The sequence below is a fragment of the Duganella sp. Dugasp78 genome (assembly GCF_059491455.1).
This window is the reverse complement of sequence record NZ_CP168506.1, coordinates 2,373,793-2,390,951: the sequence shown is the minus strand read 5'-3', so window position 1 is coordinate 2,390,951 and position 17,159 is coordinate 2,373,793. Positions and strand designations below refer to the sequence as shown.

The following is a 17,159-nucleotide window of genomic DNA, read 5'->3' as shown; positions in this document are numbered from 1 at the left end:
TTCAGCGGGTGTATTCCTTTTCCTCGTCGAAGGCGTCGGCGCACTCCTTGTCGCAGAAGCGGCGCACATTGTCCAACGGTTTGTCGCAGTACCAGCAGGCGCCCTTGGGCGGCAAGGTCTGGCGCGTGCGCGCGGGCGCCGGCGTCGCTGCGGCGGACGGCGGCACGCCGGCGCCATCATCCGGTACGCTCTCTTGTGTCGGTTCCACGATCGCCTCCTTTCCAGGCTGTGCTCAGGTCCATGCAAGATTACTTCAGCGGAATAAGCCATCCATGAGAATTCTCAACCAAACCATGATAGCAGGTTCGGCGTAGCGGCCCCATGCGTCAAAAGCGCCAAATCGTGCTTGCCCAGCCGCAGGACGCGCGCCGCAGAATGAGGAAATATTTTTTAATGGAAAAGTTGAAAATGATAGTGAGTCCAGCAGACAACGTCGACACCTGGAAAGGATGACAGCGGCGCGGCTGCGCTTATAATCGCGAGGTCACCACACCGTCACGCCAGGAAACAGCGCATGCAAGCAAACACCGTCGTCACCCCGCCTGCCGCCGGCAGCCACGCCCACCTGTCCGGGCGCGTGCTCGGCCTGGCCAACCTGGGCCTGATGGTGCTCGACGCCGGCGGTCGCATCGTCATGTGGAACCAGTGGCTGGCCAGCCACTCCGGCCTGTCCGCCCAGCGCGTGCAGGGCAGCGACCTGTTCGACCTGTTCCCCGAGCTGCGCGGCCAGCGGCTGGAGCAGGCGGTGCAGAGCGCCATGCAAAGCAAGCTGCCGCAACAGCTGTCGCCGGCGCTGAACCGCTCGCCGTTCCCGCTGTACCCGACCGGCACCTGGGGCGGCGAACGCGTCGAGCAGGCGGTGTCGGTCACCCCTTTCAGCGAAGGCAAGGAGCGGTTCTGTCTGATCGAGGTGAGCGACATCAGCAGCACCGTCGGCCGCGAACGCCAGTTGCGCGGCCAGGCCGAGGCGCTGCGCGCGCAATCGTATGTGGACGGCCTGACCGGCATCGCCAACCGCCGCCACTTCGACGTCGCGCTGGACCGCGAGCTGCGCCGCGCCCAGCGCAACAACGGCCAGCTGTCGCTGCTGCTGATGGACATCGATTCCTTCAAGGCTTACAACGACCACTTCGGCCACCAGCAGGGCGACGCCTGCCTGACGCTGGTGGCGGAAGCCTTCGCCGCCATGCTGCAACGCCCGGCCGACCTGGCCGCGCGCTACGGCGGCGAGGAATTCGCGGCCGTGCTGCCGGACACCGGCCCGGAGCAGGCGGCCCTGCACGCCGAGGCGATCCGCGCCCGCATCGCCGCGCTGGACATCACGCACGCACCGGCCGCCACCCGGCCGCACGTGACGATGAGCATCGGCGTGGCCACCTACGACAAGGACCGCCTGTTCGACGCGGCCACCATGCTGGCCGCGGCCGACGCTTGCCTGTACGCCGCCAAGCGCGCCGGCCGCGACTGCGTGATCGTCGACAGGCCGGCGGAAAACGCCGCCTGACCATCCATCGACGCCATGCCGCCCTGAGCCGACGCCGGCTACACAAGCAGTTCTGTTGCGGGCCGCAGCGGTACACCCTGCGCCGACGCGGCGGCCCGCTCGGCGGCCTGCGCGCGCAGGAAGGCCGGACGCTGGCGCAGCCGCTGCCAGTAGGCGGCGACGGCCGGTGTGAAGGACGTGTGCAGTCCCAGTTGCTCGGCCAGCAGCAGCGCATAGCCTACCGAGACGTCGGCCGCGGTGAAGCGGCCCGCGCACAGGAATTCGTTTTGCTCCAGGCGCGGCGTCAGCGTTTTCAGGCGCGATAAGAACCAGCGCGAGTAATCCTCCACCACCTGCGGCTGCAGCCGCTCCGGCGATTCGAAGCGACTGTAGCGCAGCACCAGCGTTTGCGGGAAGGTCAGCGTGGCTTCGCCGAAATGCAGGGTGTTCAGCCAGGCGCCATAGTCCGCCTCGTCCAGCGCGACGTTCAGCCTCGCCGCCGGATGGCGCTCGGCCAGGTACTGGCAGATCGCCGCCGATTCCGTCATCCGCATCTCGCCATCGAAGAAGGCCGGCACGGTGCCGCAGGGATTAATGTCGAGGTAGGACTTGTCGTGCACGCGCGGCGGGAAGGCCAGCATGCGCAGTTCATATGGCAACCCAAGCTCCTCCAGCATCCAAAGCGGACGGAAGGAACGCGCTGCGATGCTGTGGTAGAGGATCATGGGAGCCCTTTATTTTCCGATACAGAATGGAGTAAGGGGCCGCGTACGCCCTAGAAACAAGCAATTTATGGACATTTTTTTGTTTTGTGTACCTAAGCGTGTACCGAAGACAAGATGTGCTCTTGCTAGCCAGTCACTTTTCCCGAGGAAGGGTCACATCACACGTAAATGTGAAGTGCTGCTCTCTGCCACTGGCATATCCGTCGAATTCCATCGACTTCAATTCTGATGCTATCCCTGCTAGTCCTGGATAGACAAATGAGGTTGAGACCCCAAGTGTGCGCAGCCTCTCTCGTATAGCAGGCTTCCATTTTCCTGAAAAGGAAAGTTTCGCTAAGCCTGGAATCTGGATAGCGCTCAACGGATCGGCTGGCGACGAAAACACAGAGCGCTGGTTCAAGAATCTCGTGTCCGTGTAGCTCGGCCTCACAAATATGACTTCGCCTTGGTTGGGTTGCAAGGCAAATATACCAACAGGCTTGGTCCGATGCTCTTCCGTGTATTTTGCAGTCCGGTAGTCGTAGTACTCGTAGTCATCAGTGACCAGACGTTCGACATAGTGAATTGCCCCATTCACATCGTCACTCTTTTCTGCCGCGAAAAAGAGAGCTACTAGCGGATTTGTTGTCCAATCTAAGAGGCGAGTTGGCAACCCATAATGTTGAGCCAGGAATAACCATTCCCAATCCGTGCGTTTCTTTCTCTCGACGACAGGGGCAGCCAGTCGCTTGAATTCCCTCATCAACTTGAGTTCGATACTTGGCAATGAAGCCCCATTCTCAGCGTAGTCAAGCCTTGCAATAGTTGGGATCAAGGAATAATTTTCGTTTGTAAGCCCCCGAAATATCTTCGACGGCCCACCTTCTGGACGAATCGCAACAGACGTAAAGTGGGTCCAAAATTCCTCGAAAGTCGCGTGCATAACTCTTCCCCTACAGTGCAATTCCAGCAGTCTACTTCCCCTGAACTTCGGCGTCCATCAGACGCTTATGCCGGATGCAAGACCTCAACACGTCCAAGCGTACATTCCAGAAAAACTCAGCCATATATTCCTAGATTGTGATTGGTCAACGATCACAGTTCTTGAGCGGATTTCGTCCCGTCAAGCCTAACAAATTCAAATCTAGGAATCACCAAATGCATAGAAACGAAACCGCACTGGCAGTCGAGTACATTCCAGTGTCGCCAACCTGTCCAAATTGCAGTTCGCCACGTATAACAGCGCTGGGGTATGGCAGAAAAATTGGCGGCACTGTCGGCACCGTCGCAGGCGCAGCAAGCGGCGTAGCCGGAGCCATGGGTGGCGCGGAGGTGGGGGCCACCATAGGGCTGATTGCAGGCCCCCTAGGGGCCATTTTCGGTGGTATTGCAGGCGCCCTGCTGGGCGGACTGGCCGGTGGCGCTGTAGGCGGTGTAGCAGGCGCTCAGCTTGGCCGCGTTGTTGATGACAATATCCTCGACAACTACAGCTGCCTGTCTTGCGGACAGACGTTTGGCGAACCGCGTCAATAGACACGGCTCCCATTTTCAATTCGGCTGGGCCACATCGCCCGGCGAGTGGGGAGCACGTCGAAAGTGTGCTGTCCACGTCACCCAGCGAAATCACTGTCTAGCCTGCCGCGTGAGCGGTGCAACTGCAAACGAACAGATCGAAAGGAAATACCAATGACACATCTTCTTGAGCAAATGGCATACGTTGGCGCCCCGCCGTGGCATGGACTGGGCAACCAGCTCAGCGCCCATGAGCCAATCGAAATCTGGGCGAAGCAATCTGGTATGGACTGGCAAATTCGAGAAGCGCCTGTTCGCTTCATGGCCGCGAATGCCGGCAATCTTCATTCCATCGAATCGTTCCCCGAAAACAAAGTGCTGTTCCGTTCCGATACCAATGCCCCACTGTCCGTCGTAAGCCAGCGTTACAAGGTCGTACAACCCAGTGAAATTCTGGAGTTCTACCGCGATCTCACAGAGGTCTCGGGCTTCGAACTTGAGACAGCAGGGATATTGAAAGGTGGCAGGAAGATTTGGGCGCTGGCACGGACAGGGCAGTCATCAACACTCAAGGGAAACGACGTTACCAATGCCTACGTACTGCTCGCAACGGGGTGCGACGGCACTCTGGCGACGACGGCGCAGTTTACGAGCATTCGCGTCGTTTGCAACAACACGCTGGCGGTGGCCTTGGGGGCAAGTAAAGGTGCGGTGAAGGTCCGGCACAACACATCGTTCGATGCGCAAGCCGTCAAGCGCCAGCTCGATATTTCGGTATCGAGCTGGAGCTCGTTTATGTACCAAATGAAGGGCCTGAGTGAGCGGAAAGTGAAAACGCATGAAGCGATGAATTACCTACTGCGTGTTTTTTCCGAGGACAAGAAAACAACAAGTACCAACGCCAGCGACCGCACTATGGCGAAGATCATGGCGCTGTACGATGGCCACGGTAGAGGAGCTGAGCTCGCGTCAGCAAAAGGGACGGTTTTTGGCCTGCTCAACGCCGTGACGGAGTTTGTGGACCATGAGCGGCGCGCACGTAGTACCGATCATCGTCTGGAATCCGCATGGTTCGGACAGGGGGCATCAGTGAAGGAGAATGCACTCGAGCAAGCGCTGATGATGATTGCCTAGGTGCAACGATTGGAATGATAGGAGGGCCGGTGTGCCGGCTGTTGGCGGTATTACCGTCGCGAGTCTTGGAGGGCTTTTGGGAAGCTCAGTTGGCTGTGCAGCGAGAGCCAAGGTCGGCAAAAATTTGACGAAAGCATGCTAAACAATTTTCAATGCCTAGCGTGCGATTTCGGGTTCGGAGGACCAACAGTCTGACGGCGTCCATGCGTCATATATCCCGGCATTGAGCCGGGAACTTTGATCAACTATTGATCATGCATTTTCTAGGTACAGCGAGCTACTGATACCCAGCGCGAGCACCGGACAACCTCCCGATCCAGCGCCCAGAAGCTTAGGTTGTAGCTTACCAAAGTGCGTGGTGGAATTCCCAAAGGACTTCCCCCGGCCAAGCTCATCGAAGATGGTTTGAAGTTCCGTACACCTAGTGATGATGACACCGACGCTTACGGCCTTGAGCTCAAAAAGCAATCGGAAGTTGTTTAGGTCTCGGTCGAAAAATGGATCCTTGTTGTTCCATTCGATCTCTACGCCGATTCGGTTTTTGAAGCAATCGATGCTGTGGGTCGGCGTTAACCGTTCCACCCCGTCAATTTGCTGGCGAGTGTCAAATTTTTTCTCGATCCAACCGCGCTGATAGAGGGCCGAATCAAGCTCTTCGGCAATCTTCGACTTGCGCCCTCCCGCCTGAACAATGTGGCTCTTCCGCAGTCTGAAGTTAGTAAGAACTTCACATAAGTCACGCCATTCGTCAGGGAAGTCCCTCTCCAAAATCGCGGTAGCGTGGTTCCACTCTAAAAGTTGGTAATTTTCCAACACGAACCGAGGTAAAGCATCAATCGCCATCAACATTCCCATGTGAAATTATCTATTTACTTAGATACCACAAAGCTTGAAAAGGATCCACCGTGCTGTATGATCGTGGCCGAATAGCACTAGCGCAAACGAAGGATAAAATGGAAGTTTTTGATGATCAGAATGGCTCAGAGCCTGGGCACGCTGGGGTTGCATCGCTTGGACTGAGCGACACACGATGCCGCCCGCGACAGTACCCCCAAGTAATCAAATACATGGGTAGCAAAGCGGCAATTCTTGATTTCATAGGAGATGCTCTCTCCAAAGTACACACTGACGGTCGCCCATTCGTGGACCTATTCGCCGGTGCATGCGCAATTTCTGGTGGTTTTGGCCACATTGGCAAAGTTGTATCTAACGACATCCAAGAGTACTCTGCTGTAATAGCTAGCACCTACCTGAAGCGAGCCGAAAAAATCGGACAGTTCGACATCGTAGGGCTTGCAACGGTGATAGCAAATGCGAATTTAAAAAATCTACCTGACAACCTCAGCTACGCTCCGGGACTCACGCTCGCAGCGTTTAACAAGATAGAAAAACGCAATCAGCAACTCTTGTATAACGATTTTTCTCATACTCACCATCTCTTCACCCGTGTTTACTCTGGTACATGGTGGAGCGCGGAGCAGTGTGTATGGATAGATGCCTTTCGCGAGGTATTGGATAGTCTGCGTGATACAGGGAAAATTGAACTATCAGACTTCAATTTTGGACTTACATGCCTCATGCACGCAATGGCCTATACTAGTCAAGGCACAGGGCATTACGCCCAATACAGAGATGCAAAAACGGAGGATGGCATGGCCGATATCAGTAAATATCGCCGTGCATCTGTGCCAGCTCTCTTCAAGCGAAAATTCGACTCCTTACTAGCGTGGCATCTCGCAAATGTCGTGGAATACGATCATGCACTAACAGCGATGGATTATCGAGAGTGCCTCGCAAAGATAGAGCCTAGTATCGTCTATGCTGATCCGCCGTATGCGTTTGTTCATTACAGCCGGTTTTATCATGCAATGGAAACAGTAGTGAAATACGACTATCCTCAAATTCAGCACATCGGAGGAAAGGTAGTTAAAGGTCGTTATCGTGCAGAAAGACATCAATCACCTTTTTGCATAAAAACTCAAGTTCGCGGTGCTTTTATTGAGCTATTCAACGGCATCAAGGAATCGAAAAGTGACTTGTTGCTTAGCTATTCCAATACAGGCATGATCGATATTGACCAATTGATGACACTGGCGACTGACACTTTGGGAATTGAGTATGAAGTCTGGTTTGAGCATATGAGTCATACTCACATGACAATGGGGCGAAAAGAAGATCACTCCAGACAAGTCAAGGAATCGTTAATCATTGCACGGAAAATATGATGTTTGCGATCAGGGATGGCTATTTCCCACCTCTGATCGCAAAACATTAAATAATTGCTGCTTATGCAACGCCACTAAAGCGAGTATTGCCCGCCAAATTATTTTCAACCGCCCAACTGCCTATCTCCCCACGAAGTAATGTTAGATAGTCGATTCCAGGCGTCAACTTATCTACACCGAATGGCTCATGGTCACCCCCATCTATTAATCCTAATAAGAGCGCCTGGACCTTGGCAGCAATAGCGTCATCACCTTTAATAAAAGTGTACGCGTTCAACGGTTTGTCTTTTGACTCTTCATCACCACCTAAAAAACGTTCGAAGTCAGGGATACTAATTCGATGGCGGATTGACAACCCCGCGTCACGGGCCTCAATTACGGCATTTCGAATTTTCAAATTTTCCGTCCACATACCGTTCGCCGAGCCGTCTTTTTTAAATGGTGGGTCACAGTCATGTATGATGCCGAAGCTAATTTTAAAATGCTTCATTACCTTGATGAGAGGTAACAGAATGGCTTTTCCCCTAGCCCGTATGATGGTGACGCGATCCATCAACTCATGTTGTCGCTCTATAATAGATGACATAAATGCGGCATGTTCGGTATCGCCTTCAACCAAAACTGGATAGGAGCCAAAAAACACCTCTGCAAAACTTGGATCGATGTGTTGCAGGGCCTGAAGGCGCTGCTTTTCAGTACCCTCAAACTGAATATGGTCCGAACGATACGTCTTAGGAGTAATTGGCCCTTCATCCGCCCCGTTCTGACGTTCCAATCTCACTACCGTCGTATGGTCTTCAAAGGGATTGACGAAGTATGGCGAATGGGTAGTCATCAAGACCTGCCAATCCGGACTAGCTCCAAGTTGGTACAGATGCCGCTGAGCCGCTCGCGCCGCCATCGGATGCAAAGCATTTTCGGGCTCGTCGATTAACAGCAAGTAGCCGGGTAATGCGGGGTCCTCAGGGCTCTCGGGGATCGGTGCCCCTGCGATGTGCGCCGCCAACTGGGCGTTAGCGGTCTCCAACGCAGCTTGATATTCCGCCATGTTTTCAGGAGTCTCTTTTTTAGGCTTTTTCTTCTTTTCATCAGTTACCCGCTTTTCTAACTGCTTTCGGAACTCATCCCGAATTTCCTTTGCTCTACTTAGTTCATTGTGAACTTGCAACATAGCCCAGAACAATGCACGGCGAGCGCCGGTGCCTTGCTGCGAAAGCGACGTGACGGCCTTGCCATCCGCGACCCGCAACCCGGAACCCCGTTTAACGATGTCATCCACTTTAGGGATAAATGGAGCAGCAGCAATGTTTAAGCGAACTCCGAGAGCAGGAAACACGCTTTGGAAGCCCTTGGTAACTTGCTCCGCAATCTTGTTGAAGTCATTTTCGTGATTCGCGCTTAATACGTCGATGCTCGTCGTCACACTTGCTATTGCCTTCGACAACTCCGATTCCGTATTAAGTCGAGCAACTTCAAGACTGGATAGCAAAGGAGTCAATGCAAGTGTTAGAAGCATCTCCTCCGTTTTTGCCGCGTCGTCTAAAGACCCGATTCTAAGTGGGCGCGGCAGACGCGCCGAGAATACATTGTCCAGGCCTGCCGCGTTCTTGTCCGGGTCCCAATCACCCGCACCATCAGCACCGGCCTTCGGATTCCAGGTCGTGCGTATTTTTTCGAAGCTTGGTGCTGGCCATTGCCACCGGCTCCGAACAATCCTCAGGCCATCGAGATCAATTTTCCAATCAGCGTGAATGTTCCCAATCCCGTCAGGTATATGCACATCGAGGATCACCTCACAATGCTCGTCGTCATTTGCATGCTGATGCCGGTCTCGGGTGGCATCAAGCGTTAAGGACCCCTTCGCTAGCTCGTATGCACGCAAAATGGTAGATTTCCCGGCGTTGTTTTTCCCAACAAGGCAAACAACTTTGTCTAGCGCTATCTCCACCCCTTCATTACCAATACACCCGATATTGCGAACGGTCATGCGAACAAGCTTAGATCGATTGTTTTCTTCAGCCATAGTTCCTCCAGGAAACGGATTGTAAAACTAACAATTTGCGCTTAGTTCTTATTTTTGTCAAATTGAAAAGTTAACCGGGGATGTGCCTACAGCAACAATCAGCCTGTAACAGCCAAGGTTGGCTGTATCACAAGGGCAGGGTCTAGTGATGCGGGCCATCCCTCTCAGCAAAAACTATCAAAGACGGCCCGCACTCTAGACGTCATTGATAATCTCATAACACCTAAATCCTATTGATAAAGGGAATTTCCATGACGATTTATGGCTACGCCCGCACCTCGACAGTTGAGCAAGTTGCCGGGCTCGCAGATCAGATCGCGAAGCTAAAAGAAGCTGGTTGCACGGACCAGTCGATCTATCAAGAACAAATCAGTAGCGTCAAAATGCAGGATCGTGTTGAATTTGCAAAGGTGCTTGCACGACTCAAGGCCAACGACGTGCTCGTGTTTAGCAGCTTGTCACGGGCGGCGCGCTCGATGATTCACATGATCGAGATTGAATCAAAGGTTGCTGCTGCGAGTGCCACAATTCGCATCCTAGACTTGGCAATCGATACGGCTACTCCTGCGGGTCGGCTCACGTTCAACTTGTTTGCGTCAATCGCTCAGTTCGAACGAGAAAATATGCTGGAGCGTCAGAAAGTCGGCATTGCCGCTGCCAAGGAGCGGGGTGTCTACGTCGGTCGCGCGCCGACCGCCAAGGCCAAAAGCGCAAAGGTTCACTCTCTGCATGCGAAGGGGCTGACCAAGCAAGAAATCGCTGACGCATGCGCAATTGGAATCGCATCAGTGTATCGGATACTAAGAGCGGCAGCTTAATCGAATTGCGACCTGGAAATTATGCCGCAAAAATTTAGGAGCAGTTGCGATCTAGAACTATCCACCTACCTACCCGGTAGTTGAAAGCTTCTCTGCGAAATCCAGCAGCTGATTTTTATTTTCGGTGGACATTCGGTAAAACAAAACCGCCAGCTTTGCCTCATCCTCTTCGACAGCGTAGAAGTAGGTTAGAGGCAAATGCAAGACCTCCGCTATCCGCTCCACTAACTCGACGCTGGGAACCCGTGTCCCGCGCTCATATCGGTTCATCCTAGCACTCGCGCTCTCGACTTCCAGACCGGCGCGAAGCCCCAGTTGCTCCTGCGACAGTCCTTTTTTAAGCCGCGCATCCTTGAGGCGCTTTCCCAATATGGACATCTTCTGCTTTCAGACTCGAAAGAAAAAGATAGTCGTCGTTTCGGCTTGCCGTCATGCTACCGAATTGGTAGGATTGAGTTGCCATTGATCAACGATTGCTATTTTTGCAAAATTCAGATGCTGATCTAATTGGCAGATCAATTATGTCTGACCAGTTTTCTCCGCCTACTAATCTCATTGACTGGAGTCATCTTGAACACTTCAACTATACAAAAACATTTTCCACTATCGATAATTTTGGCTTCCACACTTGTATTGCAGGGCTGCGCTAACAAAGTAGATTGCAACGGGGATAAGGTGAAGGAAAATGCTCTTTCGATTATCCAATCACAACTTAGCGGCGCAGTTTGGTACAACGAAATACGCGCAGCATTGTCTGGCACGCCGACGCTGACCAACGTAAAGACTCTGACTAGTAATCCTGATTTAAAGCAAGCACAGTGCAGCGCTAAATACGCGATCACATACAACGGAAAGTTAAGAGAGATCGATTTTTCCTACAATCTATCATATCCTCAAGACAAAAATGAAACCGCTGTCGAAGTCGCGATAAATGACGTTATGAGCGGCATGATGGCGATAGCGGCCGTGGAGCGTCCAGTCAAGAATGGCATGGAGAAGATAATTGATCCAAAGACCGGAAATTTGCTGCACCAGCTCGAATGGAAGAATGGAATTCAGGATGGTGTTGAGAAAATCTATAATCCCGAAACCAACAAATTAATCGCGGAAATTCATGTTAAAGGTGGAAAGAAGGATGGGGCCGAAAAACGTTGGAACCAAGACGGGTCTGTTCTCTTAATTGATCTAAATTGGGTAAATGGCCTAGCTAATGGACACGAACAGCAATTTGATAAGACTGGTCAAAAAGTTTTCGTTGATCTAAACTGGAACGAAGGAAAAGCTACAGGATTACAAACTGCTGGAAGCATTGCAACGGGTTACACTGAATCCAATTTAAAGAATGGAGAACTAGATGGTCAAAGAAAAACATACTCGCTGGGGAGCGATGGAAAAACGTTATACGTTTCAAAGATAGAAAATTTCAAAGAAGGAAGACTTAACGGGTCGGTGCAAGACATAGGCGACAATGGAACCATTTTAGAGCAAAAAAGATATCAAGATGGAATTGAAGTAAAATAATTAAATGGAAAATCCATCAAGTAGACTATTGGATACATAGCCGAACAACCAAGTTTGGCTATGTATCCATTAATACTTCATTTCCAATCCTTTTTTTTCTGGAGGATTGTTTTCCCTAGAACGCGGCCTTCCTGCACCACTGCGGTTCCTCGCCGCGACGATCCCTTTTCCAATAGTCTTGGATTTCGAATTCAATTTCAACTTCAGATATTGTTCTTTTTTGCAAAGATAACTCAAAACGTCAGCTAACATTTCGCGCTTTTCCAGATCGAAGTGGCTTACCATGCCGATCCCGCAGCTCTTGTAACGGTTCTTGCTCCAGTTGCAGTTGAAATGGGTTCCTTTATTTTCAGAAACGTTTCCCTCCCAGTACTTTCCTATCTGCCAAGCCAAAAAACTATCGTTTTGTACCTTTGCGCCGTCGCAGAAAAATATCAGATGGAAATGGTAGCCTTTTCTTTCTCCATATTCGATCTTCCAAATATAGCCAACAACATTTTCGAATATGGAGTTCCATCTTTTACTGTTGTGAAACCGAGCCAAATGACGCCTGGCCTCTTCTAAAGAAATGGTTTTACTTAAACCCCTCCAGTAACCGAAGTCCAATCGAAGCACCAATAACCGTGAATATCTTGAGAACAAGTTTTCCTCGTATTTGAGACAAGACTTGTGGTTCCTAGTAAAGCTATACTTTCTATCCGATATTTTTTTCCGCGTCGCCTTGCTTCTACCTTCTCGTCGGATTTCAGCGCAAAACGAATTGAAGATATTTGCCTTAATTATTTCCGATTTTTTCTGATCTCGATCAAATTGATTGCCAAAATAGCCAACATACAGCCCCATAGACTTGCACGCTTTGAAGAAAATTTTCACATGTTCACTAAATTCAAACACCTCTGACCTAATGCTCAGAAATTTATCGAACATTTTCATTCTGCCACCTAGAAAGCAGGCCCTGACCACGTCATTTCCTCTTTTATCTTTTTCAAACTTAAATGCTAGTTCATCGCTAGCTAGCACTCGTCTTACAAAATTCTCTACCAAATAAATCATTCTTTCCAAACTATCGTCATATAGACCAGGTGGGAAGCCCTCTATTTCTGTGTCGGAGAAATTGGCATCTAGGCTGATAGCATTGTATATTTCTGTTAAGTGACCTGGATGGTTTTCTTGAACTATAGCCGATATGGAATATTCATCACTACTATTCGTTTTCATTGTTCACGCTCTGTACAATCCCTTGCTGTAAATTATAAATAACCAAATTCATTGATCTTTCAATTCTCTAGAAAATCGGTAATTTCTTTCAAATTAGGTCTGTAATATCGAAAATCCCATGTGGCAGGGCATCTACATAGTTACGTCGTTATCTTTGCGAGACATCTGCCGATAAAAAATCTACGAACTTCGGAAAACCGCACAAGTTGTAGGCTGATCGCGTATCTCGTAGTATCCGTTTTAGCTGCACTCACTTCCTGCAAACGCCCTCGCGGCTGATGCGTATCCGCCCTTCGATCCACGCCTCCACTTCGGATTCGATCCATCCTACTGAGGAGGAAGACAAGCGAATTTGCGTTGGGAATGTTGGATCGTAATAAGGCGAATTCTTATCCATCATGCAATACATGGTAGATACGGGAAGCCCGGTGCGTGCTTGAACCTGTTTGCGCCGCAGTATTGTCACTGCACTTTTGGAGTTGTCTGGCATTTGGTAGGCCTCATAGGACTTAGTGGGAACAAACCCATGATCTACCAAGCTCTTAGGGCATAAAAGAGGAAAGGGGGGAGCCGTCTCCGGCTCCCCCCTTTCCTCTTACCCCTTGTAATCTACTTTTATTTCCCTGCTGGTCTGCCAGGCAGTCTAGCCGCATCAGGTGTTGCGATTTGCCAAGCATAGTCAGCAAGATATCCCTTGATACCGCATGATTCCCATAGCTCAAATGCGGTAGCCCTATCCCGATATTTGGCGACGTCATTTGCGCCATCTTCCTGCCTCCATGCGGACGCCACAACGACTAGCGCCTCAAAGGGTGTAAGTCTACCGTCGGCTCTCCGCAATTCATAATGTTCTTGGTTCCAGCTCAAAAAGGATCGGCGAAGCAGCGCTGCGCCGGATGCGGCAAGCTTCTTTCCATAATCCCCGGATTCTCGCAGCGAACGCTCTACGCTCTCGGAATCTGGTTCAGTCCAGCCGCTACGGCTACAGTCCCAATGCATCATAGCGACTTCGTACAGTTTGATCAGCCTTCGCGGCATGTAGGGCTCCTCACGAAAGCCGATATCAAAGCGCCGCGTATATTTGGCCATAGCAGCCTCCTGCTTAGGAAGGTCGCTACGAAGAATCCCCATCAGGTCTGTAGTAAGAGTTAGCCTTGAGGGTGCAACTGTATTCCTTGTAGACCAATTGTTCGGGTCAACATTCTGAGGGTAGCAGGCAAAAGAGCGAAACATTCGGATATCTAAGAGCGTGTCGAATTCAGTAAGGGCTGGCGGTTCGATCAGCAGAGGTATGTCGTCTCCGTTGAGACGCACGCCAGCCTTAAATAGCGATTGAGATACCCTACCTAACGAAACCGCTGCCTTGCAATCTGACGGCGACAACACGACCATGCGAACGTCATGCATGACGCGTGCGGACAAGTCCTCAATCCTCTCCAAATGCATTTTCCGATTCACCCCGTTGAGGGTCGGATCTGCCAATTTAATCAAACTGGCAATAGTCGAATAAACGACCATGTCATCAGGGATGTACGCACAGATTCGAAGTTCCTTAGCTCCGCCTTTGTTGAGCAAATCTTCCACAGAGCAGCCCAACAGCGTAGCCGCCTCTAATAACGAAAATACAGCGCGTTTTGACATCATTGTCTTGCCCGGCACAATCATGCAGCTTTAAACAACGGAGTCACGCGAGCGCCGTCTAGTTGTGCATGCACAAAGTCCGCCCAAGCCTGAAGAATCAAACGGCGCTGGTCCGCATATTCGGCTCGGTTATACACTCCCTTGATCCCTTGGATTTTGTGCGCAAGCGCCAGCTCGATGGCATCAGAAGAATGTCCCATCTCGTGCAGATGGGTCGAAGCCGTGCGCCTGAAATCATGCAAGACAAAATGCTGCACGTCCAACGACAGCGCGCGCACGGCTTGATTAAGCGTACTCTTGCTAATAGGTCGATCCTCATAGCCCCGCGTGCTTGGGAAGAGGTAGGCAGACTCTCCGGAAAATGACCGAAGCTCGTTCAACATAGCGACGGCTTGATGGGACAAATAAACACGATGTGGCTTATCCTTCTTCATTCGCTCAGCAGGAACATCCCATACCGCCGACTCCAGATCGAACTCGTCCCAGGTCGCTTCGGTAAGCTCTGCCTTACGCACCATCGTAATGAACAAGAGATTCAGCGCCAACTTGAGCGCCCGCCGTATGTCTGATGTGTAGATTCCCCTCAAGACCTGACCAATCTCAATAGGCGAAAGCACGCGCGTGCGGCTTTCCTCTGTGGCGATAAAGCGGGCGACAAGCGCAGCCGCTGGGTTCGTTTCAGCCATCTGCCGTGCGATAGCGAAATCGTACATCCGCCGAAGTACGTTCCTCGTCAACAGCGCCATCTTCGGTGCGCCGCGTGACTTGATCCGGTCGCACAGCTCCAGGATGTCTATCGGTTTAACGTCAGCCAGCGGCATGCTCCCAAGGACCGGGTAAACATCTTTCTGCATGAGGCGGCGCATCGTCGTAACGTAGCTGTCCGATTTCCCCTGTACCTGCTCGTTTAACCACTCAGCTCCGAACGCCGCCACAGTATTCAGTTTCGCCGACTTCTCAGCTTGCATAGCGCGCTTCGGCGACTCTCCGCGCGCTACGAGGATGGCCCAATCGTCACGCCGCTTGCGGGCATCTGCCAGGCTGATTTCAGGGTAATTGCCGATGGTGAGAGTCGGCTGGCGAACGCCGTGGAGTTGGTAACGGTAGCGCCAGGCCTTTGTACCGCTTGGCATGATCTCAAGGGTCAGTCCGCCGGAATCGCTCACGCGATAGCGCTCGCTCTTGGCCTTGAGCGACTTGATTTTTGTATCGGTTAGCGGGGTAGCTTGGCGAGGCATGTACACAATCCTTTTAGGTACACAGTCAAGCGTCGTTGCTCGACCGTGTGCCAAAGTGTGTACCTAAAACATCGAGATGTCCATGTAAAATTTCGGAACCGATTGGACAATCAATTCAGTCCCTATAGGGGGAGAGCGCAAGAAATCGGAGTCTACTGGAATCCCTCGGAATCTCAACTATTTTCCGATGCAGAAGCGGGAGAAGATCACGCCCAGCAAATCATCCGACGAGAAGGCGCCGGTGATGCTGGACAGCTGCACCTGCGCCAGCCGCAGCTCCTCCGCGAACAGGTCCAGCGACTGATCGTTCTGCGCCGCGTGTTCGCCAGCGCGTTCCAGATGGGCGCCGGCGTTCTTCAGCGCGATCAGATGGCGTTCGCGCGCCAGGTACAGCGATTCGCCGGTCTGCTGCCAGCCGGCGATGCGCAGCAGCTCGGCGCGCAGCAGGTCGATGCCGATGTGCTCGTGCGCCGACAGGTAAACATGCGTCGCATCCTCCATCGGATCGACGCCCGGCTTGTGGCCCGACAGGTCGATCTTGTTCCAGATGCGCAGCACCGGCACGCCGGCCGGGAAGGCGGCAACGATGCCCTCGTCCGCGCGCGACGGGCCGTGGTCGGCGTCCAGCAGGTGCAGGATGACGTCGGCCTTGCCGACCTCGCCCCAGGTGCGCTCGATGCCGATGCGCTCGACCACGTCAACGCCGTCGTCGATCGCGCGGATGCCGGCGGTGTCGATGATGTTTAGAGGTATACCTTCAATCTGGATGGTCTCGGTGACCTTGTCGCGCGTGGTGCCGGCGATCGGCGTGACGATGGCCACGTCCGTGCCCGCCAGCGCGTTCAGCAGCGACGACTTGCCGACGTTGGGCTGGCCGACCAGCACCACGTTCAAGCCCTCGCGCAGCAGCGCGCCCTGCGAGGCCTGCTTGAACACCTGCTCCAGCGCGGCGACGATGCCGGCCAGCTGGCCGCGCGCGTCGGATTTTTCCAGGAAGTCGATTTCCTCTTCCGGAAAGTCCAGCGTGGCTTCGACCAGCATGCGCAGGCCGGTCACGCCGTCCACCAGCGCGTTGACGGTCTTCGAGAACGCGCCCGACAGCGACTGCGACGCCGACTTGGCGGCCGCTTCGGTGGAGGCGTCGATCAGGTCGGCCACGGCCTCGGCCTGCGCCAGGTCGAGCTTGTCGTTGAGGTAGGCGCGGCGCGTGAACTCGCCCGGCTCGGCCAGCCGCAGGCCCATCTCGGCGCCCGCCTCCAGCACGCGCGCCAGCAGCAGCTGCAGCACGATGGGGCCGCCGTGGCCCTGCAGTTCCAGCACGTCTTCCCCGGTGTAGGAATGCGGCCCCTTGAACCAGATGGCGATGCCCTGGTCGATCAGGGCGCCGTCGGCCTGCCTGAACGGGATGTAGGTGGCGTGGCGCGGCTGCAGCGTGGTGGAACCGAACAGCGCAGCGATCAGCGGCTTGAGGTTCTTGCCGGAGGCGCGTACCACGCCGATGCCGCCGCGCCCCGGTGCGGTGGCGATGGCGGCGATGGGGGAAGAGTCGATATTCATAAAGGAATTGTAAAGTAAAAATACGCCATTCAACCCCGTGTGCCTGAGCGATACGCTGGCCTCGCCGCTTAAGGGTCAGACCCCG

Annotated in this window: 17 protein-coding genes; 5 read left to right on the top strand and 12 right to left on the bottom strand. The window is 52.9% G+C overall.

Annotated features, from left to right (window positions below; genetic code table 11):
* Nucleotide 1: 1 nt before the first annotated feature.
* Entirely contained in the window at nt 2-208 is a 207-nt protein-coding gene (locus tag ACEN9O_RS10520) for a hypothetical protein (RefSeq protein WP_495617500.1), read from the bottom strand.
* A gap of 306 nt (nt 209-514) precedes the next feature.
* On the opposite strand from ACEN9O_RS10520, the gene ACEN9O_RS10515 reads away from it, so the two are divergent.
* On the top strand, nt 515-1,504 hold the full coding sequence (locus ACEN9O_RS10515) for a diguanylate cyclase (protein ID WP_495617499.1): 990 nt from the start codon (nt 515-517) through the stop codon (nt 1,502-1,504).
* Nucleotides 1,505-1,542: 38 nt separating this feature from the next.
* Here ACEN9O_RS10515 and ACEN9O_RS10510 read toward each other — a convergent pair whose 3' ends face one another.
* The 3 genes from ACEN9O_RS10510 to ACEN9O_RS10500 all read right to left on the bottom strand — a co-directional run bounded on the left by ACEN9O_RS10510 (nt 1,543) and on the right by ACEN9O_RS10500 (nt 3,717).
* Nucleotides 1,543-2,208 (bottom strand): glutathione S-transferase family protein, encoded by a 666-nt coding sequence (locus ACEN9O_RS10510; RefSeq protein ID WP_495617498.1) that lies wholly within the window; start codon nt 2,206-2,208, stop codon nt 1,543-1,545.
* Nucleotides 2,209-2,341: 133 nt separating this feature from the next.
* A complete protein-coding gene (locus tag ACEN9O_RS10505; protein ID WP_495617497.1) occupies nt 2,342-3,130 on the bottom strand; it encodes an FRG domain-containing protein in 789 nt (262 codons plus the stop codon).
* A gap of 422 nt (nt 3,131-3,552) precedes the next feature.
* On the bottom strand, nt 3,553-3,717 hold the full coding sequence (locus ACEN9O_RS10500; protein ID WP_495617496.1) for a hypothetical protein: 165 nt from the start codon (nt 3,715-3,717) through the stop codon (nt 3,553-3,555).
* 156 nt (nt 3,718-3,873) lie between these two features.
* On the opposite strand from ACEN9O_RS10500, the gene ACEN9O_RS10495 reads away from it, so the two are divergent.
* Entirely contained in the window at nt 3,874-4,833 is a 960-nt protein-coding gene (locus tag ACEN9O_RS10495; protein WP_495617495.1) for a DUF932 domain-containing protein, read from the top strand.
* A gap of 252 nt (nt 4,834-5,085) precedes the next feature.
* On the opposite strand, the gene ACEN9O_RS10490 is transcribed toward ACEN9O_RS10495, so the two are convergent.
* Nucleotides 5,086-5,676, bottom strand: coding sequence for a BglII/BstYI family type II restriction endonuclease (locus tag ACEN9O_RS10490; protein WP_495617494.1), 591 nt, complete (start codon nt 5,674-5,676; stop codon nt 5,086-5,088).
* A 62-nt stretch (nt 5,677-5,738) separates the two neighbouring features.
* Here ACEN9O_RS10490 and ACEN9O_RS10485 point away from each other — a divergent pair, with 62 nt between their 5' ends.
* The gene (locus ACEN9O_RS10485) at nt 5,739-7,058 is read left to right on the top strand and encodes a DNA adenine methylase (RefSeq protein ID WP_495617493.1); all 1,320 of its coding nucleotides are present in this window, start codon (nt 5,739-5,741) and stop codon (nt 7,056-7,058) included.
* Nucleotides 7,059-7,119: 61 nt separating this feature from the next.
* On the opposite strand, the gene ACEN9O_RS10480 is transcribed toward ACEN9O_RS10485, so the two are convergent.
* Nucleotides 7,120-9,081 carry an ATP-dependent nuclease gene (locus ACEN9O_RS10480; protein ID WP_495617492.1) on the bottom strand — a complete coding sequence of 654 codons (1,962 nt, stop codon included), beginning with the start codon at nt 9,079-9,081 and terminating at the stop codon, nt 7,120-7,122.
* A gap of 251 nt (nt 9,082-9,332) precedes the next feature.
* Here ACEN9O_RS10480 and ACEN9O_RS10475 point away from each other — a divergent pair, with 251 nt between their 5' ends.
* Nucleotides 9,333-9,899 (top strand): recombinase family protein, encoded by a 567-nt coding sequence (locus ACEN9O_RS10475; RefSeq protein ID WP_495617491.1) that lies wholly within the window; start codon nt 9,333-9,335, stop codon nt 9,897-9,899.
* Nucleotides 9,900-9,968: 69 nt separating this feature from the next.
* Here the strand turns inward: ACEN9O_RS10475 and ACEN9O_RS10470 are convergent, their stop codons facing one another.
* Nucleotides 9,969-10,277 carry a helix-turn-helix domain-containing protein gene (locus ACEN9O_RS10470; protein ID WP_495617490.1) on the bottom strand — a complete coding sequence of 103 codons (309 nt, stop codon included), beginning with the start codon at nt 10,275-10,277 and terminating at the stop codon, nt 9,969-9,971.
* 192 nt (nt 10,278-10,469) lie between these two features.
* On the opposite strand from ACEN9O_RS10470, the gene ACEN9O_RS10465 reads away from it, so the two are divergent.
* On the top strand, nt 10,470-11,420 hold the full coding sequence (locus tag ACEN9O_RS10465; RefSeq protein ID WP_495617489.1) for a toxin-antitoxin system YwqK family antitoxin: 951 nt from the start codon (nt 10,470-10,472) through the stop codon (nt 11,418-11,420).
* 69 nt (nt 11,421-11,489) lie between these two features.
* On the opposite strand, the gene ACEN9O_RS10460 is transcribed toward ACEN9O_RS10465, so the two are convergent.
* The 5 genes from ACEN9O_RS10460 to mnmE all read right to left on the bottom strand — a co-directional run bounded on the left by ACEN9O_RS10460 (nt 11,490) and on the right by mnmE (nt 17,074).
* A complete protein-coding gene (locus ACEN9O_RS10460; protein WP_495617488.1) occupies nt 11,490-12,638 on the bottom strand; it encodes a YagK/YfjJ domain-containing protein in 1,149 nt (382 codons plus the stop codon).
* 250 nt (nt 12,639-12,888) lie between these two features.
* Nucleotides 12,889-13,128 carry a helix-turn-helix transcriptional regulator gene (locus ACEN9O_RS10455; protein WP_495617487.1) on the bottom strand — a complete coding sequence of 80 codons (240 nt, stop codon included), beginning with the start codon at nt 13,126-13,128 and terminating at the stop codon, nt 12,889-12,891.
* A gap of 125 nt (nt 13,129-13,253) precedes the next feature.
* Entirely contained in the window at nt 13,254-14,282 is a 1,029-nt protein-coding gene (locus tag ACEN9O_RS10450; RefSeq protein WP_495617486.1) for a hypothetical protein, read from the bottom strand.
* Nucleotides 14,283-14,299: 17 nt separating this feature from the next.
* Nucleotides 14,300-15,517: a tyrosine-type recombinase/integrase gene (locus ACEN9O_RS10445; RefSeq protein ID WP_495617485.1), complete on the bottom strand. Its 1,218-nt coding sequence runs from the start codon at nt 15,515-15,517 to the stop codon at nt 14,300-14,302.
* Nucleotides 15,518-15,694: 177 nt separating this feature from the next.
* On the bottom strand, nt 15,695-17,074 hold the full coding sequence (mnmE, locus tag ACEN9O_RS10440) for a tRNA uridine-5-carboxymethylaminomethyl(34) synthesis GTPase MnmE (protein WP_495617484.1): 1,380 nt from the start codon (nt 17,072-17,074) through the stop codon (nt 15,695-15,697).
* Between the last annotated feature and the right edge of the window lie 85 nt (nt 17,075-17,159).